Annotated in this window: 24 protein-coding genes and 1 pseudogene; 10 read left to right on the forward strand and 15 right to left on the reverse strand. The window is 65.4% G+C overall.

Features of this window, described 5'->3' with window-relative positions; genetic code table 11:
• Positions 1-135 precede the first annotated feature (135 nt).
• The 5 genes from BRSPCE3_RS05200 to ltnD form a co-directional block, all read right to left on the reverse strand.
• The gene (locus tag BRSPCE3_RS05200; protein WP_244064625.1) at positions 136-1,842 is read right to left on the reverse strand and encodes a methyl-accepting chemotaxis protein; all 1,707 of its coding nucleotides are present in this window, start codon (positions 1,840-1,842) and stop codon (positions 136-138) included.
• A gap of 217 nt (positions 1,843-2,059) precedes the next feature.
• Entirely contained in the window at positions 2,060-3,751 is a 1,692-nt protein-coding gene (locus tag BRSPCE3_RS05205) for a methyl-accepting chemotaxis protein (RefSeq protein ID WP_244064626.1), read from the reverse strand.
• Between the two features lie 191 nt (positions 3,752-3,942).
• Positions 3,943-5,232: a 3-oxo-tetronate kinase gene (otnK, locus tag BRSPCE3_RS05210; protein WP_244064627.1), complete on the reverse strand. Its 1,290-nt coding sequence runs from the start codon at positions 5,230-5,232 to the stop codon at positions 3,943-3,945.
• Entirely contained in the window at positions 5,229-6,011 is a 783-nt protein-coding gene (gene otnI / locus BRSPCE3_RS05215) for a 2-oxo-tetronate isomerase (protein ID WP_244064628.1), read from the reverse strand. Before otnI ends, otnK begins: the two co-directional genes overlap by 4 nt.
• Before the next feature lie 12 nt (positions 6,012-6,023).
• Positions 6,024-6,935 (reverse strand): L-threonate dehydrogenase, encoded by a 912-nt coding sequence (gene ltnD / locus BRSPCE3_RS05220; protein ID WP_244064630.1) that lies wholly within the window; start codon positions 6,933-6,935, stop codon positions 6,024-6,026.
• A gap of 176 nt (positions 6,936-7,111) precedes the next feature.
• Between ltnD and BRSPCE3_RS05225 the strand changes: the two are divergent.
• Positions 7,112-7,765: pseudogene (locus BRSPCE3_RS05225) on the forward strand (aldolase); the annotation flags it as partial.
• A gap of 336 nt (positions 7,766-8,101) precedes the next feature.
• On the forward strand, positions 8,102-8,389 hold the full coding sequence (locus tag BRSPCE3_RS05230) for a hypothetical protein (RefSeq protein WP_244064631.1): 288 nt from the start codon (positions 8,102-8,104) through the stop codon (positions 8,387-8,389).
• A gap of 252 nt (positions 8,390-8,641) precedes the next feature.
• On the opposite strand, the gene BRSPCE3_RS05235 is transcribed toward BRSPCE3_RS05230, so the two are convergent.
• The 6 genes from BRSPCE3_RS05235 to BRSPCE3_RS05260 all read right to left on the reverse strand — a co-directional run bounded on the left by BRSPCE3_RS05235 (position 8,642) and on the right by BRSPCE3_RS05260 (position 14,267).
• Positions 8,642-9,346: an ABC transporter ATP-binding protein gene (locus BRSPCE3_RS05235; protein WP_244064633.1), complete on the reverse strand. Its 705-nt coding sequence runs from the start codon at positions 9,344-9,346 to the stop codon at positions 8,642-8,644.
• Positions 9,330-10,076: an ABC transporter ATP-binding protein gene (locus tag BRSPCE3_RS05240; RefSeq protein ID WP_244064634.1), complete on the reverse strand. Its 747-nt coding sequence runs from the start codon at positions 10,074-10,076 to the stop codon at positions 9,330-9,332. Before BRSPCE3_RS05240 ends, BRSPCE3_RS05235 begins: the two co-directional genes overlap by 17 nt.
• Positions 10,073-11,050 (reverse strand): branched-chain amino acid ABC transporter permease, encoded by a 978-nt coding sequence (locus tag BRSPCE3_RS05245; RefSeq protein WP_244064635.1) that lies wholly within the window; start codon positions 11,048-11,050, stop codon positions 10,073-10,075. Before BRSPCE3_RS05245 ends, BRSPCE3_RS05240 begins: the two co-directional genes overlap by 4 nt.
• Positions 11,050-11,928, reverse strand: a complete 879-nt coding sequence (locus BRSPCE3_RS05250; RefSeq protein ID WP_076862477.1) for a branched-chain amino acid ABC transporter permease — start codon at positions 11,926-11,928, stop codon at positions 11,050-11,052. The genes BRSPCE3_RS05245 and BRSPCE3_RS05250 overlap by 1 nt, the downstream gene beginning before the upstream one ends.
• A gap of 183 nt (positions 11,929-12,111) precedes the next feature.
• Positions 12,112-13,359, reverse strand: coding sequence for an ABC transporter substrate-binding protein (locus BRSPCE3_RS05255; protein ID WP_244064636.1), 1,248 nt, complete (start codon positions 13,357-13,359; stop codon positions 12,112-12,114).
• Positions 13,360-13,448: 89 nt separating this feature from the next.
• The gene (locus BRSPCE3_RS05260; protein WP_244064637.1) at positions 13,449-14,267 is read right to left on the reverse strand and encodes a putative hydro-lyase; all 819 of its coding nucleotides are present in this window, start codon (positions 14,265-14,267) and stop codon (positions 13,449-13,451) included.
• Positions 14,268-14,387: 120 nt separating this feature from the next.
• Between BRSPCE3_RS05260 and BRSPCE3_RS05265 the strand changes: the two genes are divergently transcribed.
• From BRSPCE3_RS05265 to BRSPCE3_RS05275, 3 genes are read left to right on the forward strand one after another with little or no spacing between them, the layout of a single operon-like run.
• The gene (locus BRSPCE3_RS05265; protein WP_244064638.1) at positions 14,388-15,305 is read left to right on the forward strand and encodes a LysR family transcriptional regulator; all 918 of its coding nucleotides are present in this window, start codon (positions 14,388-14,390) and stop codon (positions 15,303-15,305) included.
• A gap of 54 nt (positions 15,306-15,359) precedes the next feature.
• Complete coding sequence (locus BRSPCE3_RS05270) at positions 15,360-16,610, forward strand: Zn-dependent hydrolase (protein WP_244064639.1); 1,251 nt, start codon at positions 15,360-15,362, stop codon at positions 16,608-16,610.
• A 30-nt stretch (positions 16,611-16,640) separates the two neighbouring features.
• Positions 16,641-17,552, forward strand: a complete 912-nt coding sequence (locus BRSPCE3_RS05275) for an NAD(P)-dependent oxidoreductase (RefSeq protein WP_244064640.1) — start codon at positions 16,641-16,643, stop codon at positions 17,550-17,552.
• Positions 17,553-17,779: 227 nt separating this feature from the next.
• Here the strand turns inward: BRSPCE3_RS05275 and BRSPCE3_RS05280 are convergent, their stop codons facing one another.
• Positions 17,780-18,421: a TetR/AcrR family transcriptional regulator gene (locus tag BRSPCE3_RS05280; RefSeq protein ID WP_244064641.1), complete on the reverse strand. Its 642-nt coding sequence runs from the start codon at positions 18,419-18,421 to the stop codon at positions 17,780-17,782.
• A gap of 77 nt (positions 18,422-18,498) precedes the next feature.
• On the opposite strand from BRSPCE3_RS05280, the gene BRSPCE3_RS05285 reads away from it, so the two are divergent.
• The gene (locus tag BRSPCE3_RS05285) at positions 18,499-19,368 is read left to right on the forward strand and encodes an SDR family NAD(P)-dependent oxidoreductase (RefSeq protein ID WP_244064642.1); all 870 of its coding nucleotides are present in this window, start codon (positions 18,499-18,501) and stop codon (positions 19,366-19,368) included.
• 163 nt (positions 19,369-19,531) lie between these two features.
• Here BRSPCE3_RS05285 and BRSPCE3_RS05290 read toward each other — a convergent pair whose 3' ends face one another.
• Positions 19,532-20,608, reverse strand: a complete 1,077-nt coding sequence (locus BRSPCE3_RS05290) for a tartrate dehydrogenase (protein ID WP_244064643.1) — start codon at positions 20,606-20,608, stop codon at positions 19,532-19,534.
• 168 nt (positions 20,609-20,776) lie between these two features.
• On the opposite strand from BRSPCE3_RS05290, the gene BRSPCE3_RS05295 reads away from it, so the two are divergent.
• Positions 20,777-21,553 carry an SDR family oxidoreductase gene (locus BRSPCE3_RS05295; protein ID WP_244064644.1) on the forward strand — a complete coding sequence of 259 codons (777 nt, stop codon included), beginning with the start codon at positions 20,777-20,779 and terminating at the stop codon, positions 21,551-21,553.
• Positions 21,554-21,667: 114 nt separating this feature from the next.
• On the opposite strand, the gene BRSPCE3_RS05300 is transcribed toward BRSPCE3_RS05295, so the two are convergent.
• Positions 21,668-22,528, reverse strand: coding sequence for an alpha/beta hydrolase (locus tag BRSPCE3_RS05300; RefSeq protein WP_244064645.1), 861 nt, complete (start codon positions 22,526-22,528; stop codon positions 21,668-21,670).
• Positions 22,529-22,616: 88 nt separating this feature from the next.
• On the opposite strand from BRSPCE3_RS05300, the gene BRSPCE3_RS05305 reads away from it, so the two are divergent.
• Positions 22,617-24,038: an amidase gene (locus BRSPCE3_RS05305; protein ID WP_244064646.1), complete on the forward strand. Its 1,422-nt coding sequence runs from the start codon at positions 22,617-22,619 to the stop codon at positions 24,036-24,038.
• 151 nt (positions 24,039-24,189) lie between these two features.
• Here BRSPCE3_RS05305 and BRSPCE3_RS05310 read toward each other — a convergent pair whose 3' ends face one another.
• On the reverse strand, positions 24,190-24,822 hold the full coding sequence (locus BRSPCE3_RS05310; protein ID WP_244064648.1) for a TetR/AcrR family transcriptional regulator: 633 nt from the start codon (positions 24,820-24,822) through the stop codon (positions 24,190-24,192).
• 176 nt (positions 24,823-24,998) lie between these two features.
• Here BRSPCE3_RS05310 and BRSPCE3_RS05315 point away from each other — a divergent pair, with 176 nt between their 5' ends.
• Positions 24,999-25,205, forward strand: coding sequence for a ferredoxin (locus BRSPCE3_RS05315; RefSeq protein WP_029078045.1), 207 nt, complete (start codon positions 24,999-25,001; stop codon positions 25,203-25,205).
• A 74-nt stretch (positions 25,206-25,279) separates the two neighbouring features.
• On the forward strand, positions 25,280-26,506 hold the full coding sequence (locus BRSPCE3_RS05320) for a cytochrome P450 (RefSeq protein WP_244064649.1): 1,227 nt from the start codon (positions 25,280-25,282) through the stop codon (positions 26,504-26,506).
• Positions 26,507-26,568: the final 62 nt, after the last annotated feature.

Consider the following 26,568-nt stretch of genomic DNA (forward strand, 5'->3'; position numbering starts at 1 on the left):
GCCGTTTCGGCCGCCGGAAGGCTAGCGCATCGCTGCTCTGCGAAAATGCAAAGCGTGGCGAGCCGGCCGGCCCACCACGCTGCAACTAGTTGCCCGGAGAACGATCCCGGCCGGCCCGGCCCGGATGGGACCGGATCAGGCGGCGCGGACGGCGTTGAGGAACTTGCCGACCTCGAGCTTGAGGCGGCTGCTGTCGCCCGACAGCGACTGCGCCGCCGACAGCACCTGGGTCGAGGCCGAGCCGGTTTCGTTGGCGCCGTGCTGCACGTCGGTGATGTTGGCCGAGACCTGCTGGGTGCCCTGCGCCGCCTGCTGCACGTTTCGGGATATTTCCTGGGTCGCCGCGCCCTGTTCTTCGATCGCGGCGGCAATGGCGGCCGAAATCTCCGACAGCCGCTCGATGGTCGAGCCGATCGCGCGGATCGCGCTCACGGAGTCCTCGGTAGCGGCCTGGATGCCGGAGATCTGCTGGCCGATCTCCCCGGTCGCCTTGGCGGTCTGCTCGGCCAGCGCCTTCACCTCGGACGCCACTACCGCAAAGCCACGTCCGGCCTCGCCGGCTCGCGCCGCCTCGATGGTCGCGTTGAGCGCCAGCAGATTGGTCTGACCGGCGATGGTGTTGATCAGCTCGACGACATCGCCGATCCGGGCCGCCGCCTTCGACAACTCCCCGACCCGGTCGTTGGTCGCACGGGCCTGGCTGACGGCGTCGCCCGCCATCCGTGCCGACTCCTGCACCTGCCGGCTGATCTCGGTCACCGACGATGACAGTTCCTCGGTTGCGGACGCCACCGACTGGACGTTGGTGGTCGCTTCCTCCGAGGCGGCGGCGACGGTCGTCGCAAGGTTCTGCGAGCGCTCGGCGGTCGAGGTCAGCGTAGTCGCGGACGCTTCGAGCTCGGTCGATGCGGATGCCACGGTTTCGACGATCTCGCCGACCGCGCGCTCGAAGCCATCGGCCAGCTGGAGCATGTCGGTGCGGCGCTGCGCTGCGGCGCGCACTTCCATATCCTTCTGCTCGCGCGCCATCCGCGCATTGGCAAGTCCGTTGTCCTTGAAGACCAGCGCGGTCTTGGCAACGTCGCCGACCTCATCGCGGCGATCGGTGCCGTGTACCGCGATGTCATAGTGGCCATTGGCAAGCTGCTGCAACATCTCGACGACGGCACGGATCGGCTTTGCGACACCGTATTGTCCGACGACGAAGCCGAACAGCAGGCCGAACAGGACGCCCGAGGCGGCAAGCAGGATCAGCAGCTCCGAGGTCGCGGTGTATTCCTGCTCGTTGGCCTTGATGTTTTCCTTGACGCGCTGATCCTGACGGTCGGCCACCGCCCGGACCTTGGCTTGCAGCTCCTCGGCGGCCGCGCGGCTCTTCATCGCGGCATCACGCAGCTTTTCGGCGGACTGGGTCAGGTCGGCGGCCCTGGCGCCATCGACCGCATCGAGCGTCTGTTTCAGCTGAGCCTGGTAGGCGGACTGCGCGGAGCGTACGCCGGACAGCAGCGCAATGGTCTGCGGATCCTGGGTCTTGCTGATCTCGGCCAACCTCTCCTCGAGCAATTTGAGCTGCTGGTCGATCACGGAGCGTGCCGCGAGCCGGTTCTCATCGCGCGGATCGAGCGCGCTGCGGAATTCGGCGCGATTGATCGCCAGCACACTCTGGTTGGCGTGCGCCGAAAGCAGCGCACGATCCGTAGCGCGCGCTGTGACCACGCCGCGCTCGCTCAGCGATTTCAGCGAGGAGATACCAAGATAGGCAAGCATGCCGGCGATGATCGAGAGACCGCCCACAATCGCCAGTATCTTCGTGAGAATGCGGAATCTCGCCAGGAACATCATCCGGGTGCCTCGTTCGGATTTGGAATGGAATGCGCGCTTCTGTGCGGGGTGGCCGCGTCGCTATGCGGCACATTATCGCGCGTGGAACTACGGTTCGTTAATCCTGCCTTCCGTGGAACTACTGAGCGCTGCAAATGCAAATGGGCGCCGCATGTGCAAAGAAAAATGCCCGGCCTGACGGCCGGGCATTCTCTGATGGTCGAACGTGCAGTTGACGTCAGGCCGCGCGCACGGCCTCAAGGAATTTGCCGACCTCGAGCTTGAGGCGGTTGCTGTCGCCCGACAGCGATTGCGCCGCCGACAGCACCTGGCTCGAGGCCGAGCCGGTTTCGTTCGCGCCGTGCTGCACGTCGGTGATGTTGGCCGAGACCTGCTGGGTGCCCTGCGCCGCCTGCTGCACGTTGCGGGAAATCTCCTGCGTCGCCGCGCCCTGCTCCTCGACCGCGGCGGCAATGGTGGACGAGATCTCCGAGAGCCGCTCGATGGTCGACGAGATCTCCTTGATCGCGCCGACCGACTCCTGGGTCGCGGTCTGGATGCCGGCGATCTGCTGGCCGATCTCGCCGGTCGCCTTGGCGGTCTGCTCGGCCAGCGCCTTGACCTCGGACGCCACCACCGCGAAGCCGCGGCCGGCCTCGCCGGCGCGCGCCGCCTCGATCGTGGCATTCAACGCCAGCAGATTGGTCTGGCCGGCAATGGTGTTGATCAGCTCGACGACGTCGCCGATCCGCGCGGCGGCCTTCGACAGCTCGCTGACGCGGTCGTTCGTGGTGCGCGCCTGGCCGACGGCGTCGCCCGCCATCCGCGCCGATTCCTGCACCTGGCGGCTGATCTCGGTCACCGACGACGACAGCTCTTCGGTCGCCGAGGCCACCGACTGGACGTTGGTCGAGGCTTCCTCGGACGCCGCGGCAACCGACGTGGTCAGTTCCTGCGATCGCCTTGCGGTCGACGACAGCGTGCTGGCCGAGGCTTCGAGCTGGGTCGAGGCCGACGACACGGTCTGCACGATCTCACCGATCATCTGCTCGAAATTGCGGGTGATGGCGTCGACCCGGCGGCCGCGCTCGATCTTTGCTTCGGCATCGGCGGCAGCGGCCTCATCGGCCGCCTTCTTGGCGATCAGCGCTTCCTTGAACACCTGCAACGTATCGGCCATTGCGCCCATCTCGGTCTTCTCGCCCTGGTACGGCACCTCTGCGGTGAGGTCGCCGCGGCCCAGCGCCTGCATCGGCGCGATGATCGAAGCGATACCGGCGGATACGTCGCGAACCAGGTAGAAGCTGACACCGATGCCGATCAGGACGGCGCCGCCAAGGATCACCGCGAGCAGCATGAAGGCCGAATTGTAGCTGGTGGTGGCGTCCTGCGCAGCCTTGTCGGCTCCGGTGTTGTTGTAGGCGATGTCCTTGTTGAGAATTTCGTCCGCCTCAAGGCCGATCTTGTTCACGACCTGAGTGTTGAGCTCATGCGCGTCATGTGGAATCTTGCCGGCGTCCTTGCGCGACAGCTCCATCACCTGTTCGGTGCCCTTGCGGTACTTGTCCCAGGTCTCGACCCACTGATTGTAAAGCGCCCGTTCGCCCGGGGATGTAATCATCGGCTCGTAGGCCGTACGGGTCTTGGCAATCATCTCGATCACGTTCGCCAGCGTCTTTTCCTGGGCCAGCTTGGTTTCGGCCGTCTCGGACAGCATGTGCTCGCGGATCACGTTGCGATAGGTGATGACCCCGGCGCGCAGCTCGCCGAGCACGCGCACGCTCGGCAGCCAGTTGGTCGTGATGTCGACGGTGTTGGCGTTGATCGCCCGCATGTTCCAAACTGCAAGCAGGCCCATACCGGTCAGTGCGACAAGCAGGAACGCAACCGCGGCGATGATCTTGGCGCGGATCGAGAATTTGGCGAACATCGTGAGGTCTCTTGGACACGGGCTCGCGAAGCCCAATCGAATGGCTAGGGGCGCGGCGGTGCGCCGAACACATCAAAGCCAGCCCCCCTCCTTAAGTAGGGTTAATTTGGTTCCCCGTTGAACTACTGAGACGCGCTGTCATCGCCCCGACATGATGCGCGAGAGGCGCATCAGGATGCGCGACAGCCGCATCACGGCATCAATGCGAGCGCGTCCGAGAAGAACTCCGGCCCGCCGAAATTGCCCGATTTCAAGGCGAGCACCATCGCGCCGTGCCTGGCGCCGACCGCGCGCAGAACCGGCACGCCTGCAGCGATTTCCGCCCCGACCAGGAATCCCGGGATACCAAGCCGATCGACCACGGCGCCTGAAGTTTCACCACCGGCGACCACAAGCCTGTGCACGCCCGACTGCACCAGGCCATCCGCAATGTCGGCCATGGCCTGCTCGATGGCGTGTCCGGCTGCATCGCGGCCATGACGGGATTGCAGAGCTGTCACCTGCTCCGGGGTCGAGCTGCTCGCAATCAGGACCGGCCCCTTCCCGAGCCGTTCCTTGGCCCAGGCGAGCGCGCGCTGCGCCTCATCCCTGCCGGCAACCACCCGCTCGGGGTCGAGGTGCAGGACCGGCATCACCTTCTCGGCGCTGGCGATCTGCCGCAGGGTCGCCTGCGAGCAACTGCCGGCGAGGCAGGCCGCCGGGCCGCCGATTGCCGGCGCGGGCTGCGCATCCGCGGCGTCAGGTTTGGCATTGCCTGCATCGACCAGCGCCCGCGCCAATCCAAGCCCGATCCCGGAGGCGCCGACCGAGAGACGGTGGTCCAGCGCCACCTGCCCGATGGTCTCGAGGTCGCGATCGAACACCGCATCGACGATCGCCGCGCCGATGCCGCCTTGCGCGAGCTCGGCCAGCCTGGTGCGCACCGCACCCGCGCCGCGGCTCAAGGTCGCCAGATCGACCAGGCCGACCTTGGTCTTGCTCTGGCGCGCCAGCACGCGGACCAGATTGGAATCATGCATCGGGTTGAGCGGGTGGTCCTTCAGCGGGCTCTCGTTCAGCGGCACTTGGCCGACGAACAGATTACCCTGATAGACGGTGCGGCCGGTCTCCGGGAACGCCGGCGTCACCAGCACGATGGCATCCTTGGAATCCGCCCGCAGCGCGTCCATCACCGGGCCGATATTGCCGGCATCGGTGGAATCGAAGGTCGAGCAGATCTTGAACAGGATATGCCTGGCGCCGCGGCCGCGCAGCCAGGCCTCCGCCGCGCGCGAACGCGTCACGGCCAGGCCGGCCTCGATCGAGCGGCTCTTCAGCGACACCACCACGGCGTCGACCTCGGGCAGTGCGAGATCGTCGGCGGGGACGCCGATGGTCTGCACCGTGCGCAGGCCGGCGCGGGTCAGCGCGTTGGCGAGGTCGGAGGCACCGGTATAGTCGTCGGCGATGCAACCAAGAGACAGGTTTCCGGCTCGCGTCACGGCTTCACTCCGGCATAGGGCTCGAACCAGGCCAGGCCGTCGGTGGTCTTGCCGCGCGGATTGTATTCGCAGCCGACGAAGCCGCCGTAACCGAGCCGATCGAGCTCGCCGAACAGGAACGGATAGTTCAACTCCTCGCCGTCAGGCTCGTTGCGCGAAGGGATCGAGGCGATCTGGATGTGGCCAATGATCGGCATCATCTCGCGCAATCGCATCGTGACGTCGCCATGGATGATCTGGCAGTGGTAGATGTCGAACTGCAGCTTGAGGTTCGCAATCTTCAGCTCGTTGATCAGGTCGCGCGCGAACAGGAAGTCGTTGAGGAAGTAGCCGGGCACGTTGCGCGGATTGATCGGCTCGATCACGACGTCGAGACCGTGCGGCGCGAAAAACTCGGTGGCATAGGCGACCGACTTGCGGAATGCCGCGACCGCCCTCGCATCGCTGCGGTCGGCGATCCCCGCCATCAGATGCACGCGCTTGACGCCGGTCGCCTGCGCATAGGGCAGCGCGGTTGCCAGGCTCTGCTGCAGGTCGGCGAAACGATCCGGCAACGCGGCAAATCCCTTCTCGCCGGCGTTCCAGTCGCCCGGCGGCAGATTGAACAGCGCCTGCGTCAGCCCGGCGGCCTTCAGCCGCTTGCCGACCTCCTCGGCCGGATGATCGTAGGGAAACAGGAATTCGACCGCGGTGAAGCCCGCTTTCGCCGCCGCGTCGAAGCGGTCGAGGAACGGGACCTCGTTGAACATCATGGTGAGATTGGCGGCAAAGCGGGGCATTGCAATATCCTCTTATTTCGCGCCGGGAAGCTTGGTGCCGGTGACCTGGGCATACATCCGCGCCACCGACGCATCGTCGTCGCGGCCCATGCCGGCCGCCGCGGTCATCAGGAACATCTGCAATGCGGCGGCCGAGACCGGCACCGGGAAGCGCGCATTGCGCGCCATGTCCTGGATGATGCCGAGGTCTTTCACGAAAATCTCCACCGCGCTGCGCGGCGCATAGTCGCCGTCGAGCACATGCGGCATGCGGTTCTCGAACATCCAGGAATTGCCGGCGGAGGCCGTGATCACTTCATAGACCTTGCGGATATCGAGGCCCTGCTTGGCGGCAAAGGCGATCGCCTCCGAAGCGGCCGCGATATGCACGCCGGCCAGCAATTGATTGATCATCTTGAACGCGGCGCCCTGCCCTGCGGCATCGCCGAGCTCGTAGAGCTTTGCCGCCATTGCATCCAGCGCCGGCCGCGCCTTTGCGAACGCTGCCGCACTGCCGGAGGCAAGGATCGTCAATTCGCCCTGCGCCGCGCGCTGCGCGCCGCCGGAGATCGGGGCATCGAGATAGTGACGGCCGGTCGCCTCCAGCTGCTTGGCCAGCCGCCGTGCGATATCGGGGTCCATCGTTGCCGAGGAGATAAAGACCGCGTCCATTGCCAGGGTTTCGGCGGCACCTTCCTTGCCGAACAGGATGGCTTCGGTCTGCGCGGCATTGACGACGACGCTGACGACGATGTCGGCATCCCGAGCCGCCTCGGCCGGGGTCTTCGCGCCCTTGCCGCCATCGGCCACGAAGCGCGCGACGGCATCGGCCGACACGTCGCAGCCGGTCACCGTCAAGCCGGCGCGCTTGAGCGAGGTCGCCATGCCATATCCCATCGAGCCGAGCCCGATGACGGCGACGTGTGGTTTTGCGGAACTGGACATGCGGCGATCCCCGAACATTTTTAGTTGTTTGAGCATTTTCGGAAAACCGGCCTTCACCCTTCCCGGTCCTGCTCGTTGCTGCTTGCCTATCACGGCTTGGCCGCGCTGCCAAAGCATGAGACAAAGCGGAAACGGATAGCGCCAAGAAACCGCAAGAACCAGACGAACGAAACCGGATGAGCGAGACAAAGCTTCGTGAGGACATCTGCCGCTTCGGCCGCTCGCTGTTCGAGCGCGGGCTGACGCCGGGCTCCTCGGGCAATATCAGCGTCCGGCTCGACGACGGCGGCTGGCTGGTGACGCCGACCAACGCCTCGCTCGGCTTCCTCGATCCGGCGAAGATGTCGCGGCTCGACGGCAATGGCCGGCTGGTCTCCGGCGATGCGCCGACCAAGGAAGTGCCGCTGCACACCGCGCTCTACCAGACGCGCACCAGTGCGGGCGCCGTGGTGCATCTGCACTCGACCCATTCGGTCGCGCTCTCGATGCTGCCCGAGATCGATCCGCGCGCCGTGCTGCCGGCGATGACGGCCTATTATGTCATGAAGTGCGGCCAGACCGCGCTGGTGCCCTATTATCGCCCGGGCGATCCCGCAGTGGCTGACGCGATCAGGGGGCTGGCCGGAAAATATTCATCGGTGCTGCTCGCCAATCACGGCCCGGTCGTCTCCGGCGACACGCTGGAAGCCGCCGTGTTCGCGACCGAGGAGCTCGAGGAAACCGCAAAGCTCTATCTGCTGCTGCGCGGGCTGAACCCGCGGTACCTATCACCGGAACAGATCAAGGATTTAACGAAGGTGTTCGGGCTGACGTTGCCGGAGCACGAGCACCAGGAAACAGTGATCGCGAGTTGGTCAGGACGACCGACAGACGCTGAGGTCGAAGCCGCAGCCCTTATCCTCGACAGGGCCGGCCGCCACCACCATTGGTGGCCTGAATCGGACGAACCCTACGAGGAGTTCGCGAAGACGGACCCCATCGCCAAGAGTGAATTTGAAGGAATCGTAGAACAGATGTTGTTGGCTGCCGCGAAGGCCAAGCCGCGATAGGCTGTTGTAGCCCGCATGAGCGCAGCGACATGCGGGAATGCCGGCCCCCGGATATCGCTTCGCTCATCCGGGCTACGGGACTAAACATAGCGGAGGATGGATATGCGGAGGACAGTCATGATGAGGTTCGCAGGCTTGGCGTTCGCGGTTCTGTTCACCAGCGGCCTTGCGGCATCGGACGCACGGACCGAGGAGAGCTTGCAGGATTTGCTGGCGATCCAGCTGCGCGCGCAGGGCTATGCCTGCGACAAGCCGCTCAAGGCCGAACGGGACGACAAGCTCTCCAAGCCCGACAACGAGGCCTGGACGCTGACCTGCAGCAACGCAACCTACCGCGTCAGCCGCGTGCCGGATCTTGCCGCCAAGGTCGAGAAGGTCGAAGAGAGCAAGGAACAGGGCAAGTAGGCCGTGTAGGCTGGATTCGTAGCCCGCATGAGCGCAGCGATATACGGGACTGACGTTCCCGGATGTCGCTGCGCTCATCCGGGCTACGGGCCGCAGGCACCGACTACGGCTTCCCGCCGCAAACACTGGCGTCAGGCGCGAGCGTAGCGAGCCTCGAAGGATGGGCCACATACCCGCGCGCGGCCCATCCTTCGAGGCGCGCCAAAGGGGGCGCGCACCTCAGGATGACGACGGAGCTCGTGGAGATTACCGCTAAAGCCCCAGATACGCCTTCCGCACATCCGGGTTGCCGCTGATCTCGGCGGCGGTGCCCTGCATCAGCACGCGGCCGGTTTGCAGGATGTAGGCGCGGTCGGCGATCTCGAGGCACTCGGCCATGCGCTGCTCGACGATCAGGACCGTCATCCCGGCGTCGCGGATGCGTTTGACGGCCTGGAAGATCTCGTCGACGAGTTTCGGCATGATGCCCTGCGACGGCTCGTCGAGCATCAGGAGCCGCGGCCGCGTCATCAGCGCGCGGCCGATCGCCAGCATCTGCTGCTCGCCGCCCGACAGCGTCTCGGCGCGCTGGTCGAGCCGTTCACCGAGCCGCGGAAACAGATTGAAGACCAGATCGAGCGGCGCATCGCGGTCGGACTGGCTGCGATAGAGATAGCTGCCGAGCCGCAGATTGTCGCGCACCGACAGCCGCGGAAACAGCCGGCGGTTCTCCGGCACGAAGGCGATGCCGCCTGACGTGATGACATGCTGCGGCTGGCCGTCGATGCGCTTGCCGTCGAAGGTGACGGTGCCGGCGCGCGGCCGCTCGGCACCGGCGATCGATTTCAACAGCGTCGACTTGCCTGCGCCGTTGGCGCCGGCGACGCAGACGATCTCGCCCTTGGTGACGTCGAGCGACACCGAAGAGATCGCAACCAGGCCCTGATAGGCGGTGGTGACTTCACGCACCGACAGCATGACGATCCCCGAGATAGGCAGAAATGACCTCTGGATTGCGGACGACGTCCGCGGGCTTGCCCTCGACCAGCACCTTGCCGAGATTGAGCACGATGGCGCGGTCGACCAGCGGCATCACGATCTCCATCACATGCTCGACCATCAGTACGGTGACGCCGGTGGCGCGCACCTTGCGCACCAGCTCGACGCCGGTCTGCGCCTCGACGGGCGTCAGGCCGGTGAGCACTTCGTCGAGCAGCAGCAGCTTCGGCTCGGTGGCCAGCGCGCGGGCCACTTCGAGGCGGCGCTTCTCCGACGGCACGAGATCGGCGGCGAGCTTGTCGGCGCGCGCGGCAAGGCCGCAGAACTCCAGCACCTCATAGGCCTTCTGCCGCGCAATGCGCATCTTGGTGTTGCGGATCAGCGCGCCGACGATGACGTTGTCGATCACGGTCATGGTCTCGAAGCTCTTGACCACCTGGAAGGTTCGCCCGACGCCGCGCTGGCAGCGTTCCGCCGCCGGCAGCCTTGTCACGTCCTCGCCGTCGAACATGATCGAGCCCTGGGTCGGCGGCAGCACGCCGGCGATCAAATTGAACAGCGTCGACTTGCCGGCGCCGTTCGGGCCGATCAGGCCGACGATCTCGCCGCGCCCGACCGAGATCGAGACGTCGCTGTTGGCGACGAGGCCGCCGAAGCGCTGCCAGACGCCCCTGGTCTCCAGGAGCGGGGTTTCAAGCGGCGCCGTCATCGCGTGGCCTCCTTGCGCCCGGAGAACATGCTGACGAGCCCCTTCGGCAGTGCCAGCGAGATCGCGACGATCAGCGCGCCGTAGACGATCAGGTCGACGCCGCGGCCGGAGCCGCCGACGAAGGATCGCGTCAGTTCGGTGAGCGGGATCAGGATCACCGCGCCGAGCACCGGCCCCCACAGCGTGCCGATGCCCCCCAGCACCGCGGGCAGTGCCATCAACAGCGAGAACTGGAAGCCCATCACGCTCTCAGGGTCGATATAGGACACGAACTGGGCGTAGAAGCTGCCGCCGACCGCGACCAGGAAGGCGGAGACTGCCGCCGCGCCCATCTTGGAATTGAACACGACGACGCCGAGGCTTTCGGCCGCGTCCGGATTGTCCTTCACCGCGCGCCACCAATAGCCCCATTTGGAATCTTCCAGCCACCAGGTGACGAGCCAGGCGACGCAGGCCAGCGCCAGTGCGAAGTAGAAGTACGGCAGCTTCGAGCGCGCGAACTGGAATTTCAGCCAGCTGTCGCCGCGCACCGGGATGTCGATGCCGAGCGCAGCACCCGCCCAATCCCAGTTCTGGATCAACAGCAGCGCGATCTCGGCGATCACGATGGTCGCGATCACGAAGTAATGCCCGCGCAGGCGGAAGCAGGGATAACCGAGCGCCATCGCGATCACCGCGGAGATCGCTCCGCCCGCCAGCATGCCGAACCACGGCAGCACGCCGAACTTGGTGAACAGCAGCGCGGTGGTGTAGGCCCCGAGCCCGAAGTAGAGCGCATGGCCGAGCGAGATCTGCCCGCAATAGCCGGACAGGATGTTCCAGCTCTGCGACAGCGCCGCATACATCAGCGTCAGCACCATGATGTTCTGGACGTAGACGTCCTTGACGAACAGCGGCACCAGCGCGGCGATCACCGCAAGGCAGGCCGCCACGATCAGGTCACGCCTGCGGCGTTGGGCGAAGTGGGTGTCCATCACATCGATCCGAACAGGCCACGCGGGCGGATGAAGACGACCAGGAGATAGACGGCGTAGATGCCGACCGATTTCAGCGACGGCGGCAGGATCAGCGCGGTGGTCGCTTCCACCAGGCCGACGATGATGCCGCCGGCAAAGGCGCCGAACACGCTGCCGAAGCCGCCGAGCGCCACGGTGACGTAGGCGATCAGCGCAAACGAGGCGCCGACGTCGGGATAGATGTAGAAGAAGATCGCCATGATGGCGCCGGCAAGTCCGACCAGGGCCGCACCGAGGCCCCAGCCGAGCGCGAACACCCGGTTCTTGTCGATGCCGACCAGCGCCACCGCGCCGGCGTCCTCGCGCGTCGCCTCCAGCGCACGGCCGAAATCGGTGCGGTTGATGAAGAAGTAGAGCGCGACGAAGGCCGCGATCGACAGCATCGCGCCGATCAGCTGCGGCTCCGGCAGATAGATGCCGGCGATCGACACCGTCTTGCCGCCGACCCAGGAGTTGGTGACGCTGCGGTAGTCGGGAGTGAAGAAGAACTGGGCGAGGCCCCGCATCACGATCGCAAGGCCGAAGGTGGAGAAGATCTGCACCATGCCCGCGTTGGCCTTGGCGCGCATCGCGAAGCGGACGATCAGCAGATAGACCACCGCGCCGAACACGAACAACGCCGCCGCGACCAGCGGCGCCGCGAGCAAGGGATCGATCGCGAAGAACGCGAACAGGAAGAAGGTCACGTACATCGCGATCATCAGGAACTCGCCGTGCGCGAAGTTCACGACGTCCATCAATCCGAAGATCAATGCGAGGCCCGCCGCGATCAGTCCGTAGAGCAGCCCCATCAGGAGACCGCTCGCCAAACTCTGGATAATGGTCTCGGCTGTCACAATGAGCGCTCCGTGGCCTTGGGGTGACGGCGCATGCCGCGCGTCATTGCGAGCGAAGCGAAGCAATCCATCGTGCCGCAAGCGGAAAGAATGGATTGCTTTGTCGCCGCGCTCCTCGCAATGACGAACGTCTTCAGTCCCGGAATAATCACCGCCGTCTGCCCCCTCTTAAAGCCCAGCCGATCAGCTGTTCATCGGCCAGATCGCCTCGGAGACGGCGGCCTGTTCCGGGAAGATCGTCACGAAGTTCTTCGCGGTATATTGCAGCAGCACCGGATCGGCGAAGTTGTTCTGCCCCATCTCGTCGAACTTGACGCGACGCCACGGCATGATGGTCACGTCGCCGGGCATGTCGGTGGCGACCAGCGCCTCGCGGATCTTGTCGCCGTCGGTCGACTTGGCGCGATTGACGGCATCAGCCATGATGATGAGACCCATGAACTGGCGCGAGGTGTAGTCGTTGAAGTCCTTGCCGGACTTGGCGCGGTACATCTCGTTGATCAGGCCGACCATCGGCCGCTTCTGCGCCAGGTCGAGCGAGAAGCTGCCGCGCGAGATCACGCCCTCGAGCTTGTCGCCGACCGCGTCATAGGTCGCCTTCTCCGAGAAGCCGGCGTCCTGCGCCATGATGTTCTTCGGCTTGTAGCCGAGCTCGGCCATGGTCTTGACCAAGAGGATCGAGTCGGTGGTGTAGCTCGACGGCATCAGCACGTCGGCGTTGGCCGCCTTGAGCTGCTGCACCTCGGCGGTCAGCGACGGCGAATTGGCGCGGTACTTGATGTCGGCCACGATCTTGTAGCCGCGCTCGGCGGCGAGCTTGGTCTGCGCGTTCGCCGAATCGGTGCCGAAGATGGTGTCCTCGTGGAACAGCGCCAGCGTCTCGATCTTCTGGCCCTTCTTCTTCATCGCATCGAAGAAGTCGAACATCGCGGCCGAGAACATCTCGTCATGCGGCGAGGCGCGGAAATAGTATTTCAGGCCGCGGCGATGCAGGCTCGGCGAGGAGTTGTCGGCCGAGATGAACGGAACGCCGTAGCGCTCGCAGGTCTGGCTGACGGTGACGGCAACCGCGCTCTGATAGGTGCCGACGACGGCGCAGACCTTCTCCTGGGTGATCAGGCGCTCGGTCTCGGCGCGGCCCTTCTGCGGGTCGGCCTGGTGGTCGGCGAATACCAGCTTGACCTTGGCGCCGCCGAGGCCGGACAGGCCCTCGCCCTTGGCGAGCGGCAGCGCGAAATCGTAGTTCTTGTTGATGATGTCGGCGGCGGTGTTGAAGGCGTGCTGCGCGTCGACCCCGATCGCGGCGCTGGAGCCTGACAGCGGATAGATCACGCCGATTGCCACTTCACTGGTCTGCGCGCGCGCGGCCGTCGGACCGAGCGCGGCGGCGGCAGTGGCACCCAGCAACACGTTACGGCGAGAGATCGTCATGCGAAATTCCCCTTAGGTCAGCTTTGTTTTTATCGATGAGACGCTTGTAGCGCGCAGTAAAGCCTGAATGAATTGCACGAATTGCCTATTCAGAGCACAGCGAGCTGCCTGTTCCTGAGATCGGTCACCAGCATCAGGCCCGGCGAATGCGTGATCGCGAATGGCAGCTTCGCAGCTGCGATGACCGATTGCGGCGTGACGCCACAGGCCCAAAACACCGGGATCTCGTCATCGGCCACCGGCACCGCATCGCCGTAGTCGGGCCTGGCGATATCGTTGATGCCGATCGCATGCGGATGGCCGAGATGCACCGGCGCGCCATGCACCGAGGGAAAGCGCGAGGTGATCTGCACCGCACGGATCGCGTCCGCCGGCTTGAACGGGCGCATCGACACCACCATCGGTCCCTGGAACGGCCCCGACGGCTGGCAGGCGATATTGGTCCGGTACATTGGCACACGCAGGTTGCGTTCGATGTGACGGATCGGCAGCCCGTCATCCAGCAGCGCCTCCTCGAACGAATAGGAGCAGCCGAGCACGAAGGTGACGAGATCGTCGCGCCAGTATTTGGTGATGTCGGTCGGCTCGTCGGCCACCTCGCCATCGCGCCAGACCCGGTAGCGCGGCACGTCGGTGCGGATGTCGAGGTCGAGGCCGAGCGAGGGAATGCGGGAATCGCCGACGTCGGACATGCCGATGATCGGGCACGGCTTCGGATTGAGCTGGCAGAAGCGGTGGAAGGCGCCGGCGAGCTTTTCCGGCAGGATCGCGAGATTGCCCTGGACGAAACCATTGGCGAGGCCGGCGGTGGTGGCCGACGCCACGCCGTCGCGGCAGGCGCGCCGCGCTTCGACGCTCGCCAGCACTGGTTCCTCCTGAGATCGCTGCACTGCCGCAAAAACAGTCATGGGATTCTCCTGCCCATAATCTCGACAAGGACAAACCAACACCAAGCATGATATAATGTCTAATCGTCCTTTCTAATCAAAATCGATAAATAGAATTTATCGATCGGGAAATCGCTTCCAATGACGGACTTCCGCTCGATCGAAACCTTCCTCTGGGTCGTCAAGCTCGGCAGCTTCCGCGGCGCCGCCCAGCGGCTCAACACCACCCAGCCAGCGATCTCCCAGCGCATTGCCCAGCTCGAGCGCGAGATGGGCGTCAAGCTGCTGAACCGGGATCACCGGGTGGCTTCGCCGACCCCGAGCGGGCGGTTGATGATGATCTATGCCGAAAAGCTGATCGGCCTGCGCGCGGAGATGATGGCCGAGGTCGGCGACCGTTCGGCGATGCGCGGCGCGCTGCGGCTCGGTGTCGCGGAGACCATCGTGCACACCTGGCTGCCGCGGCTGGTCAAGAGCGTCAACGAGATCTACCCGAACCTGTCGCTCGAGATCGAGGTCGACATCACGCCGAACCTGACGCAACGGCTGCTGGCGCAGGAGATCGAGCTCGCCTTCGTGCTCGGACCGATCTCGGCATCGGGCGCACACAACCATGTGCTGTGCGATTACCCGATCGGTTTCCTGGCGAGCCCGGCGCTCGGCCTCGGCGCCGGCCCGGTGGCGCGGCAGGATCTGGCGCGGTTTCCGATCATCACCTTTCCGCGCAAGACGCAGCCCTACGAAACCGTGCGCGCATTGTTCAATGCGCCCGATCTGCCGCCGATCCGGCTGCATGCCTCGACCTCGCTCGCGACCGTGATCCACATGGCCAATGAAGGGCTTGGCATCGCGGTGATCCCAGCGGCGATCGTCGAGAACGAGCTTGCCGACGGGCGCTTGCTGCTGCTCGACACCGACCTCAACCTGCCGCCCCTCACTTTCACCGCAAGCTGGCTGGCTTCGCCCGATGCGGTCGCGATCGAGCGCGTCGCCCATCTCGCCAGGCAGATCGCGCAAGCGAGCGTGGCGGTTGACGCGGTGGAAGCGGCGCGCCATTGAAACGAGTGCCGGAAAGACGACCGTCATTGAATGACAGCTGAATGGACTGACGACATGAGCCGAGCCGCCACCAACCTGCAGATCGATTCCGCCCGCCTCTGGGGCACCATCCACGAAACCGCGCAATTCGGTGCGACGCCAAAGGGCGGCGTACGGCGGCTGACGCTGAGCGCCGAAGACAAGCAGGTGCGCGACTGGTTCCGCAAGGCGTGCGAGAGCGCCGGCCTCGACGTGCAGGTCGATGCGCTCGGTTCGATGTTCGGCTTGAGGAAGGGCAAGGATATGTCGAAGCCGCCGATCGGCGTCGGCTCGCATCTCGACACCCAGCCGACCGGCGGCAAATATGACGGCATCCTCGGCACGCTGGCCGCGCTCGAAATGGTGCGCACGCTCAACGATGCCGGGATCGAGACCGAGCTGCCGATCTGCATCTGCAACTGGACCAACGAGGAAGGCTCGCGCTTTGCGCCGGCGATGATGGCTTCGGCCGCCTATGTCGGCGATTTCACCACCGACGACATCCTGTCGCGCAAGGACGCCGAGGGCGTCACGGTGGCGCAGGCACTGGACTCGATCGGCTATCGCGGCGAAGCCCCGGTCGGCCGCCAGAAGTTCACCAGCTTCGTCGAGCTGCACATCGAACAGGGCCCGATCCTGGAAGCCGAAGGCAAGACCATCGGCGTGGTCGATTCTGGCCAGGGCGTGTTGTGGTACGACGGCAAGATCACAGGCTTCGAGAGCCATGCCGGTTCGACCCCGATGCCGCTGCGCCGCGACGCGCTGGCGACCCTGTCGGAGATCGTGCTGGCGATGGAGAGCATCGCGAAAAAGCACGGCCCGAAGGCTGTCGGCACCATCGGCGAGGCGGTGATCGCAGCGCCCTCGCGCAACGTGATCCCCGGCGAGATCGCCTTCACGGTGGATTGCCGCAGCGCTGATGCCGCGATCATGGACGCGCTGGATCGCGACCTGCGCGCCGCCGTCGCCGAGATCGCTGCCCGGCGCAAGGTCGACATGCAGCTCGATCTGGTCTGGCGCAAGGCGCCGACGCATTTCGATCCCAGGCTGGTCGACGCCGTCGAGAACGCGGCAACGCAGCTTGGCTACTCGCATCGCCGCATCACCTCCGGCGCCGGCCACGACGCCTGCAACCTCAACACCGTGATGCCGGCCGCGATGGTGTTTGTGCCCTGCAAGGACGGCATCAGCCACAACGAGCTGGAAGACGCCACCCAGACCGATTGCGCCGCCGGCGCCAACGTCCTGATGCATACGGTGCTGGCGCTCGCCGGCGTCGCGTCCTGATCATCCTTTCTCCCTTAGATGGAGGCCTTCGTGCGCGCAGTGTTTGTCGACGCCAATGAATCGCTCGCTGTCATCACCGAGCGGCTGGAAAAACCCGGCGACCCCAGGATGCGGATCAACCGCAACCCGGACATCAAGTCCGAGGACTATCCGGCGGTGCTCGACGGCGCCGAGATCGCAGTGGTCGATCACACCGCGCTGCCGACCGATGTTGCCAGGAAGTGCGCCGGCTTGAAGCACGTCGTGTTCCTCGGCACCGGCGCGCGCAGCTACATGAACCCGGAAGAGCTCGCCGAGATCGGCATCGCCGTGCATTTGATCAAGGGCTACGGCGACACCGCGGTTGCGGAGTCCGCAATCGCGCTGATGTGGTCGTCGGCGCGGGTGATCGCGCAGATGGACCGCGAGATGCGCGCCGGCAACTGGCTGCGCGAGGACGGCATGCAGCTGACCGGCAAGACGCTCGGCCTGGTCGGCTTCGGCGGCATCGCCGCCGAGGTCGCCCGCATCGCGCTCGGCAGCGGCATGAAGGTGATCGCCTGGAACCGGTCGGCCAAGAGCCATCCGGGCGTCGAATTCGCCGCGCTCGACACGGTGCTGGCGACCAGCGACGTGGTCTCGATCCATCTGCTGCTGAACGACGAGACCCGCGGCATGATCACGCGCGACAAGATCGCGAAGATGAAGAAGGGTGTCGTGCTGATCAACACCGCGCGCGGCGCCATCGTCGACGAGCAGGCGATGATCGACGCACTCAACTCCGGCCAGATCCGCCATGCCGGCCTCGACGTCTACAACATCGAACCGCTGCCGAAGGATCACCCGCTGACGAAAATCCCGAACGTGACGCTGTCGGCGCACTCCGCCTTCCGCACGCCCGAAGCGAGCGAGAACCTGATCCACGCGGCATGGGAGCATTGCCGACGGATTGTGAAGGGGTAATCTCACCGTCGTCCCGGCCAAGCGAAGCGCGAGCCGGGACCCATAACCACCGCATCGCATTGTCACGAAGGCTGGGGCCACAGCGCTTCGCCACGACCACTCCCTGTGGTTATGGGTCCCTGCTTTCGCAGGGACGACAGCGAGCGAATACGCAGGTCCACCATTCCCGCAATCACTTTACCACGCGCGGTTGCATCGGCATTTCGGCCAAGATCGCGGGCAGGCCCTCACACCCGCTTCAACGAACGGGCCTCCTTCAGATAACCGAGGATCATGGCGCGCATCTGCCGACGCAGATCGTCCCGCTTGATGGACTGCGCGTGATCCGACATGGCCGCCTGCAGCAGCGAGCTGCAGGCAGTCACGACAAACAATGACAGCGGCTGGACCTCCTCGAAGGCCGCGTTGCGGCAGCTCGCGAGCAGTGCGGCGACTGACTTGGCACCTCTCGCGGCGGCTATCCGGATCAACCGGGCACCGTCGACATCTGCAAGCGGCTCCTGCATCGCCCTGGACACATCGAGGCGCTTCCACTTGGCGGCGATAAACCCGTCCACCAGACCCGTCGCCATCGTCTCAAGCTTGCAACCGTGCAAAGCCGCGCAGCTCTGCTCAACGGACATCGATATCTCGTTCAGATAGCGCTCGATGACCGCGACCATCAGCGCCTGCCGGTTCGGAAAATACTGATAGAGCGTGCCGACCGAGACGCCCGCCCGCTCGGCGACGCGGGTCGTCGTGAGCTTGCGATAACCGACCGCCAGCAAAACCTGAATGCTCGCCTCGAAAAGCGCGTCGACCGTCACCGCGGAACGCTGCTGAACCGGCCGTTTTCTCGGCTCCAGACGGGATCGTTGCGAGGCGGCCATGAATGCGAATTCCACAAACCTGAAGGAAGCTTCAAGATAGTGCCAGGCAAGCTCGGACGATGCAAGGAAGCCACAACATGATGCAGGCCAATTCGAACGCGGGCTGGACCCTGGTGACTGGCGCGACGGGCGGACTCGGCGGCGCACTTGTCGCAAGGCTTCTCGCCGATGGACGTCGTGTCATCGCCACCGCACGCCGGCCGGAATTGCTCGACGCGCATCAGGGGTCCGGATTGCTGCGCACGTTGAGCCTCGATCTATCCGATCCTGCCGCGATCGCGGACGCCCGGAACAGTGTCGCTGAGATCGTCAAGGGCGACCGCCTGTCGGGCTTGGTGAACATGGCAGGGATCATCGTCGAGGGGCCGCTCGAGGCCGTGCCGGTCTCCGAACTGCGGCGACAGCTCGACGTCAACGTCATCGGCCCCTTCGCGCTCGCGCAGGCGCTGCTTCCACTGCTCAAGGGGTCGCGTGGCACCATTGTCAATATCGGCGCGATATCGGCCCACATCACCATCCCGTTCTACGGCCCCATCGCGGCATCGAAGGCCGGTTTGGCGGCGTTGAACGACGCGATGCGGCTCGAATTCGGGCCATACGGTATCAAGGTCTTTTTGATCGAGCCCGGCGCGATGAAGACGGGCATCTTCTCGACATCGCGCGCCGCGCGGGACGCCACCCTCGCTAAATCTCCCGAACTGGATCAGCGCTACCGGCCGGCCCTTGCGGCGATGGATCGCAGCTTCGAGAAATCCGGCGCCGATGATCCGGCAGTCGTGGTCAATGCCGTCATGGCTGCCCTTGCCGGCGGAAAGGTCAAGCCAAGGATGGTCGTCGGCAAAGGAACCCGTGCGCTGATGCTGCTGTCGCATCTTCCGGATCGCCTGCGCGACAGGCTCGTCAAGAATGCGCTCGGTCTGGGCAGCGCGTTGAAGTCGACGACCTGAGGACCAGGCAGGCCGCCATGAGCGTTACGAAACGCGAGCCGAGCACGTGACCACAGACCGACGCTTCCGGAAGCGGCCGAGATGCGATGCACGGCCGGTTGGTTGCACCGGCCGGATTGTCCCGGCGTTCGCCGGGACAAGATGCAACGGAACAGCCGCGTTTCTAATCCACCATCTCCGCGACGGCCTTGCCGCAGGCCGTGGTGTCGGCGTTGCCGCCGAGATCGCGGGTGCGCAGCGTGCGCTCGCCGAGCGTGCGCTCGATCGCGCCGACGATGGCGTCCGCGGCCTGCTTCTCGCCGAGATGCTCCAGCATCATCGCGCCCGACCAGATCATGCCGATCGGGTTCGCGATGCCCTGGCCCGCAATGTCGGGCGCCGAGCCGTGCACCGGCTCGAACACCGACGGGAAATCGCCCTCCGGATTGATGTTGCCCGACGGCGCGATGCCGATCGTGCCGGTGCAGGCCGGGCCGAGATCGGAGAGGATGTCGCCGAACAGATTGGAGCCGACCACGACGTCGAACCAGTCCGGATGCAGCACGAAGTTCGCGGTGAGAATGTCGATGTGGTACTTGTCCCACTTCACACCCGGATACGTCTTGGCCATCGCCTCCACGCGCTCGTCCCAATAGGGCATGGTGATGGAGATGCCGTTCGACTTGGTCGCGGAGGTCAGATGCCTCTTCGGACGCGACTGCGCCAGGTCGAAGGCGAATTTCAGGATGCGGTCGACACCGATGCGGGTCATCACCGTCTGCTGTGTCACGAACTCGCGGTCGGTGTCCGGGAACATGCGGCCGCCGACCGAGGAATACTCGCCCTCGGTGTTCTCGCGCACCACCCAGAAGTCGATATCGCCGGGCTTGCGGTTCGCCAGCGGCGACGGCACGCCGGGCATCAGCCGCACCGGGCGCAGATTGACGTACTGGTCGAATTCGCGGCGGAATTTGATGAGCGAACCCCACAACGAGATGTGGTCCGGGATCTTGGCGGGCCAGCCGACCGCGCCGAAATAGATCGCGTCATGCTTGCCGATCTTGTCCTTCCAGTCGGCCGGCATCATCTCGCCGTGCTTCTCGTAATAGTCGTAGGAGGCGAAGTCGAAATGGTCGAACTTGACGTCAACGCCGTGCTTCTTCGCCGCCGCCTCGATGACGCGCAGGCCCTCCGGCATCACTTCCTTGCCGATGCCGTCGCCGGGAATGACCGCAATCCGATACTGCTTTTTGCTGCTCATCGAGAACACCCTTGTGATTTGCCCGGCCGGCAATGCCGCCTATCCTGATGGCCCTGCAATGGACCAAACTTCGCGCCAGCGCAACGCTGCAGTGCAGTGTTGACCGCTGCGCGACCCTGCCCCACCAAATTCGCCGATATCCGTTCCTCATAACAAGCGAGACATCCCATGGATCTGCATCTGCGCGGCAAACGTGTCCTGATCACCGGCGCCTCCAAGGGCATTGGCGCGGCCGCCGCCGAAGCCTTTGCCGAGGAAGGCGCCAACCTGCTGCTCGCCGCCCGCAACGGCGACCAGCTCAAGGCGCTGGCTGAGCGGCTGCGCGGCGCACACCAGATCGATGCCGCGATCAGCGTGGTCGATCTGCGCAAATCCGAAGACCTGGCGCGATTGGCAAAAGAGGCCGCCGATATCGATATCCTGGTCAACAATGCCGGCGATATCCCCGGCGGCTCGATCGACAAGATCGAAGAGGCGACCTGGCGGCACGCCTGGGAGCTCAAGGTGTTCGGCTATGTCAATCTGACGCGCGCGATCTATGCCCAGATGAAGGCGCGCGGCGGCGGCGTTGTTGTCAACGACATCGGCGCGGCCGGCGAGAAGTTCGACGCCAACTACATCTGCGGCAGCGCCGGCAATGCGGCGCTGATGGCGTTCACCCGCGCGCTCGGCGGCAAGAGCCTCGCCGACAACATCCGCGTCGTCGGCATCAATCCCGGCCCGGTCGGCACCGACCGTCACGTCACGCTGCTCAAGACCCGCGCCAAGCACCAGTTCGGCGACGAGAACCGCTACAGGGAATTCCAGAAGGGCCTGCCGCTCGGCCGCCCCGCGCATGCGCGCGAGATCGGCGACCTGATGGCGTTCCTGGCCTCCGACCGCGCGGGCTATACGTCGGGCGTGATCTACACCGTGGATGGCGGACTGACGTCGGGGTGGGGTTAGGCCCTTCCGCGAGCGCCACTTGCTCTACGTCATCCTGAGGAGGCCGCAAAGCGGCCGTCTCGAAGGATGGGCCACGGGCTCCGTCATCCTTCGAGGCTCGCAAGAGCTCGCACCTCAGGATGACGTACCAGCGGTCCGCTCGAACAGTTGCCGGATCAGCGTCGTGATCCGGCCCTGCGGCGCCTGCATCTCGTGCATGATCGAGAAATGATCGGCGCCGGCGATCTCCTCATAGGTCACCGGCAGACCGTAGCGGGCGCGATGGCCGGCGAAATCGGCGGTCTGCTTGCGCAGCAGCGGCAGTTCGGCGCTGCCGACCACCAGTGACAGCGGTTTTGCAACACCGCCCTGCTGCATCATGGGCGAGTTGCGCCGCGAGGCGGCTTCGTCGAGCCTGAGCTTCTCGTTGAGATAGGAGTGCCTGATCGGCTCGAGGTCATAGATGCCCGAGATCGCCATGCCGGCCCGAACATGGGCGTTCGCTAGCGCCATCGAGGTCAGATGGCCGCCGGCCGACCAGCCGGACACGACGATGCCGTCCGTGGCGGCACCGAGCGCGGTCAACTGCCCGGCAAGAAAATCGATCCCTGCGTGAATCTCGGCGACGATGTCGTCGAGCGTCGCATCCGGCGCCAGCGTGTAGCCGATCAGGGCCACATTGATGCCGTGCGCCAGCGGTCCCTCGGCGAAGATCGTGAACACCTCCTTGGCGCGGGTCTGCCAATAGCCGCCGTGGATGAAGAGCAGCGTCGGCGCGCCGTCCCGCGCTTTCAGGAAATCGATCCGGTTGCGCTCGCGGGGACCGTATCGGAGGTCGAGATGCTGCGCGTGCTGCTGCCGCAGCGCCGCCGAGCGCTGCTCCCAGCCGGCGGCGAGCTCGGCGCTGCGCTTGACGGCAACGCCGTTATTCAGGCCGAGGTCGCGCTCCTGCTGGCTCATCGCACGCCAGTCCAGCGCTGAAAACAAACCTGCCATCCCTGCCCCTTCGGTTCTCGTCGCATTGCCACGACGGCAGGAAATGTTCTACAGCACAAGCAAACAGAACACATAGGAGCAACGGTGCATGGCTGATCAGGGCTTGGTGAAGGAAACGGCGTGCGCCGTCGTCGAGAAACTGAAAGCTGGTGAGGTCACGCCGCTCGACCTGCTGGACGTGGTGGAAAAGCGCATCGCCGAGGTGGACGGCAAGGTCAACGCGCTGCCGACGCTCTGCTTCGACCGCGCCCGCACCCACGCCAAGGCGCTGATGCAGAAACCGGTCAGCGAGCGCGGCCTGCTCGCGGGTCTTCCCGTTCCGATCAAGGACCTCACCGCCGTCTCCGGCGTGCTGACCACGCTGGGCTCACCGATCTTCAAGGACAATATCCCGGCGAAGTCCGACATCCTGGTCGAGCGCATCGAACAGAATGGCGGCGTGATCTACGCCAAGTCGAACACGCCGGAATTCGGCGCCGGCGCCAACACCTTCAACGAGGTGTTCGGCCCGACGCGCAATCCCTGGGACACGTCGCGCTCGGCCGCCGGCTCCTCCGGCGGCGCCGCGGCAGCACTGGCCAGCGGCACCGCGTGGCTGGCGCACGGCTCCGACATGGGCGGCAGCTTGCGCAACCCGGCGAGCTTCTGCGGCATCGTGGGCCTCCGGCCGTCGATCGGCCGCGTCGCGCACACGCCGAAATTCGGCGTCGACCGCACCCTCGGCGTGCAGGGACCGATGGCGCGCAACGTCGAGGATCTTGCGCTGTTGCTGGATGCGATGAGCGGCGAGCATGCCGCCGATCCGCTGTCGCTGCCCGCGCTACCGACCTCGTTCCTTGCAGCGGCGCGCGCAGGCAGCAAGCCGAAGCGCATCGCCTATTCGCCCGATCTCGGCATCACGCCGGTTGATCCCGAGGTCAAGGCCGTGACCCGCAAGGCAGCGGAGCGGTTCGCGGCAGCCGGCGCGATCGTCGAGGAGGCGCATCCGGATTTCAGCGAAGCCCATGAATGCTTCCACGTGCTGCGCGCGTTCGATTTTGCGATCAGCAAGGCCGAGCTGCTGCGCACCAAGCGCGACCTCTTGAAGCCCGAGGTGATCTGGAACATCGAGGAAGGGCTGAAGCTCACGGTCGAGAAGCTCGAGCGCGCCGAGGCGCAGCGCGTCGCGATGACGCAGCGTGCACTCGAATTCTTCGACAAGTATGACCTGCTGCTGGCGCCCGCGACCATCGTGCCGCCATTCCCGGTCGAGAACCGCTACGTCGCCGAATGCGACGGCAAGAAATTCGACAACTACGTCGAATGGCTCGGCATCGTCTATGCGGCCACGCTGGCCTGCTGCCCGGCGCTGTCGCTGCCGTGCGGCTTCACCGCGTCGGGCTTGCCTGTCGGCCTGCAGATGGTCGCCAAGCCCCGCGCCGAGGCGCAACTGTTGGCCGGCGCGAAAGTGCTGGAGGACATTCTAGGCGTGCGCGGCAGCACTCCAATCGATCCGCGGCCGCCGCGGTAAGGAATATCGACCGTAGCAGCGCGGACGACGTTTCTCTCCATGTCGTCATTGCGAGCGAAGCGAAGCAATCCATCGCGCCGCTGTGCAACAGAATGGATTGCTTCGCCGCTATCGCTCCTCGCAATGACGCGGCGAGCAACTCGCGAGCGGCTCAGGCCTTCCCTTCCGTCACCTGCAGTGCGGCGGTGAGCGCTGCCTTGGTCTGCTCGACAATCTCGTCCAGCAGCTCCTCGCGGCTGATCTGGGCGGACTCGCCGGTGAGCAGGCCCTGCTCGGCCAGCATCACGATGCCGTGCAGCCCGGCCCAGATCTTCAGCGCCTGCCGCTCGCGCAACAGGCCAACGGCCGGCGCCTCGAACGACTCGATCAGCAGCGCCAGCGTTTCCATCGCCGCGGTGTGCAGCTCGCTGCCCTTGGGCGCGCAGGCCATCGTCCGCGACGCGAACATCAGCCGGTAGATGCCGTGGCGCTCCAGCCCGAAGGCGAGCGCGGCCTGGGCGAAGCGCGACAGTTTCGAGCCCTTGCCCGGCTGCTCGATCGCCTCGCGCATGATCACGTTGAACTGCCGGAACGCTTCCGCGGTCACCGCCTCCAGCAGCGCCTCGCGGTCGGCGAAATGCCGGTACGGCGCCGGCTGCGAGACGCCAAGCTGCTTGGCCAGCGCCTTGATGCTGATGGCCTCGGGACCGCCGAGCTCGACCTCACCCAGCGCGGCCTGGATCAGGGCCTCGCGGAGGTCGCCATGGTGGTAGGTTTTGAACGGCTTGCGAACGATTTGTCCCATTGCGGCAATGATCGCTGAATTTTCGCTTGACGCGCAAGCGCGACGATAATGTAATATACTATAACTTGGCGATCCGGTTAAGAGGCCGGCCGCCCAAGCAAGCTAGAACTTGCCTAGACCGGAATGAGGAACACGGCGCAGCCTGCGGTGCGCCAGAGCCGAGGGAGAGTGCTTGCATGTCCAAGCTCAGAATCCGCGTCGACCAGGACAAATGCCAGGGTCACGCCCGCTGCAAATCACTCGCCCCCGAACTGTTCGAGCTCGACGAATACGGCAACGCCCATGAAGCCGGCGACGGCACCGTCCCGGCCGGGCTCGAGGACAAGGCCTGGCTCGCCCAGACCAATTGCCCGGAAATCGCGATCGAAGTCACCGAGGAATGACGGCCAGCCGGGGACGGCCGCGCGCCGCCCGCCGAGCCGACCAGCGTTTGATCGAACGAGAAGGAAACGAGCCAATGTCCGATTCCCCGTCCGCAAGCTATCTGCCCGAGCATCCCCCGGTCACCGACTGGGTGCATGATTTCGACCATACCGATCCGGTCTGGACCGACGACCCGTTCCCGATCTGGGCGACGCTGCGCGCCGCCTCGCCGGTCGTGCATACCGAGCGCTTCCTCGGCTGCTACATGCCGACCACCTATCAGGCGGTGAAGGAGATCGCCTACGACACCGAGCACTTCTCCTCGCGCCGCGTCATCGTGCGCGACGTCCGCCCCGAGATCACCGCCCGTGCGCCGCCGATCACCTCCGATCCGCCGGAGCACAAGCCCGCCAAGCAGGTGCTGCTGCCGCCGTTCACGCCGGACGCGATGAAGCGGCTGGAGCCGCGGGTGCGCGCGATTTGCAACGAGCTGATCGACGAATTCATCGCCGACGGCCATTGCGACGCCGCGGCGCGCTACACCAAGCACATCCCGGTCCGCGCCATCGCGCACATGCTCGGCATCCCCGAGAAGGACGGCGACCTCTTCATCAAATGGATCCACCAGATCCTCGAGCTCGGCATCAAGGACGAGAACGAGATGATGGGCGGCGTGCGCGAGATGACCGGCTATTTCGTGACCCATCTCGAGCAGCGCAAGCTTGAGCCGGGCGACGATCTGATCTCGCAACTGCTGCGGGCCAAGGGCCCGGGCGGCCAGCCGCTGACCGACGAGCACGTGCTCGGCTCGCTGCGGCTGCTGCTGATCGCCGGCATCGACACCACCTGGAGCGCGCTCGGCTCCTCGCTCTGGCACCTCGCCAAAACGCCCGCCGATCGCGAGCGCCTGGTCGCGGAGCCGGCGCTGATCCCGACCGCGATCGAGGAATTCCTGCGCGCCTATTCGCCGGTGACGATGGCGCGCGAGGTGATGAAGGAAACCACGATCTCGGGCTGCCCGGTGAAGGCCGGCAACATGGTGCTGTTGTCGTTTCCCGCGGCCAATCGCGATCCCGCCATGTTCCCCGATGCGGACAGGGTGGTGATCGACCGCAAGGAGAACCGCCACGCCGCGTTCGGCCTCGGCATCCACCGCTGCGTCGGTTCCAACCTGGCGCGGATGGAGATGCAGGTGGCGATCGAGGAATGGCTGAAGCGGATTCCCGATTTTCGCCTCGACCCCGCCGGCAAGGTCACCTGGTCCGAAGGCACGGTGCGCGGGCCGCGTCAACTGCCCGTTCTGTTCGGCAAGACCGCCTGAGGAACCCGACAGCAGTTACATCGCTCCACCCGATGAGGTAGCTTGCCCCGGAATCGAACCGA

Origin of the sequence: Bradyrhizobium sp. Ce-3, from assembly GCF_022835695.1 — a bacterium.
GTDB lineage: Bacteria > Pseudomonadota > Alphaproteobacteria > Rhizobiales > Xanthobacteraceae > Bradyrhizobium.

Bases quoted from the DNA above. Each gene is read 5' to 3' on its own strand.
- BRSPCE3_RS05200 (WP_244064625.1), bottom strand. From the start codon at position 1,842: ATGATGTTCCTGGCGAGATTCCGCATTCTCACGAAGATACTGGCGATT.
- BRSPCE3_RS05205 (WP_244064626.1), bottom strand. From the start codon at position 3,751: ATGTTCGCCAAATTCTCGATCCGCGCCAAGATCATCGCCGCGGTTGCG.
- otnI (WP_244064628.1), bottom strand. From the start codon at position 6,011: ATGCCCCGCTTTGCCGCCAATCTCACCATGATGTTCAACGAGGTCCCG.
- ltnD (WP_244064630.1), bottom strand. From the start codon at position 6,935: ATGTCCAGTTCCGCAAAACCACACGTCGCCGTCATCGGGCTCGGCTCG.
- BRSPCE3_RS05230 (WP_244064631.1), top strand. From the start codon at position 8,102: ATGATGAGGTTCGCAGGCTTGGCGTTCGCGGTTCTGTTCACCAGCGGC.
- BRSPCE3_RS05235 (WP_244064633.1), bottom strand. From the start codon at position 9,346: ATGCTGTCGGTGCGTGAAGTCACCACCGCCTATCAGGGCCTGGTTGCG.
- BRSPCE3_RS05240 (WP_244064634.1), bottom strand. From the start codon at position 10,076: ATGACGGCGCCGCTTGAAACCCCGCTCCTGGAGACCAGGGGCGTCTGG.
- BRSPCE3_RS05245 (WP_244064635.1), bottom strand. From the start codon at position 11,050: ATGGACACCCACTTCGCCCAACGCCGCAGGCGTGACCTGATCGTGGCG.
- BRSPCE3_RS05255 (WP_244064636.1), bottom strand. From the start codon at position 13,359: ATGACGATCTCTCGCCGTAACGTGTTGCTGGGTGCCACTGCCGCCGCC.
- BRSPCE3_RS05260 (WP_244064637.1), bottom strand. From the start codon at position 14,267: ATGACTGTTTTTGCGGCAGTGCAGCGATCTCAGGAGGAACCAGTGCTG.
- BRSPCE3_RS05265 (WP_244064638.1), top strand. From the start codon at position 14,388: ATGACGGACTTCCGCTCGATCGAAACCTTCCTCTGGGTCGTCAAGCTC.
- BRSPCE3_RS05270 (WP_244064639.1), top strand. From the start codon at position 15,360: ATGAGCCGAGCCGCCACCAACCTGCAGATCGATTCCGCCCGCCTCTGG.
- BRSPCE3_RS05280 (WP_244064641.1), bottom strand. From the start codon at position 18,421: ATGGCCGCCTCGCAACGATCCCGTCTGGAGCCGAGAAAACGGCCGGTT.
- BRSPCE3_RS05285 (WP_244064642.1), top strand. From the start codon at position 18,499: ATGATGCAGGCCAATTCGAACGCGGGCTGGACCCTGGTGACTGGCGCG.
- BRSPCE3_RS05290 (WP_244064643.1), bottom strand. From the start codon at position 20,608: ATGAGCAGCAAAAAGCAGTATCGGATTGCGGTCATTCCCGGCGACGGC.
- BRSPCE3_RS05295 (WP_244064644.1), top strand. From the start codon at position 20,777: ATGGATCTGCATCTGCGCGGCAAACGTGTCCTGATCACCGGCGCCTCC.
- BRSPCE3_RS05300 (WP_244064645.1), bottom strand. From the start codon at position 22,528: ATGGCAGGTTTGTTTTCAGCGCTGGACTGGCGTGCGATGAGCCAGCAG.
- BRSPCE3_RS05305 (WP_244064646.1), top strand. From the start codon at position 22,617: ATGGCTGATCAGGGCTTGGTGAAGGAAACGGCGTGCGCCGTCGTCGAG.
- BRSPCE3_RS05310 (WP_244064648.1), bottom strand. From the start codon at position 24,822: ATGGGACAAATCGTTCGCAAGCCGTTCAAAACCTACCACCATGGCGAC.
- BRSPCE3_RS05315 (WP_029078045.1), top strand. From the start codon at position 24,999: ATGTCCAAGCTCAGAATCCGCGTCGACCAGGACAAATGCCAGGGTCAC.
- BRSPCE3_RS05320 (WP_244064649.1), top strand. From the start codon at position 25,280: ATGTCCGATTCCCCGTCCGCAAGCTATCTGCCCGAGCATCCCCCGGTC.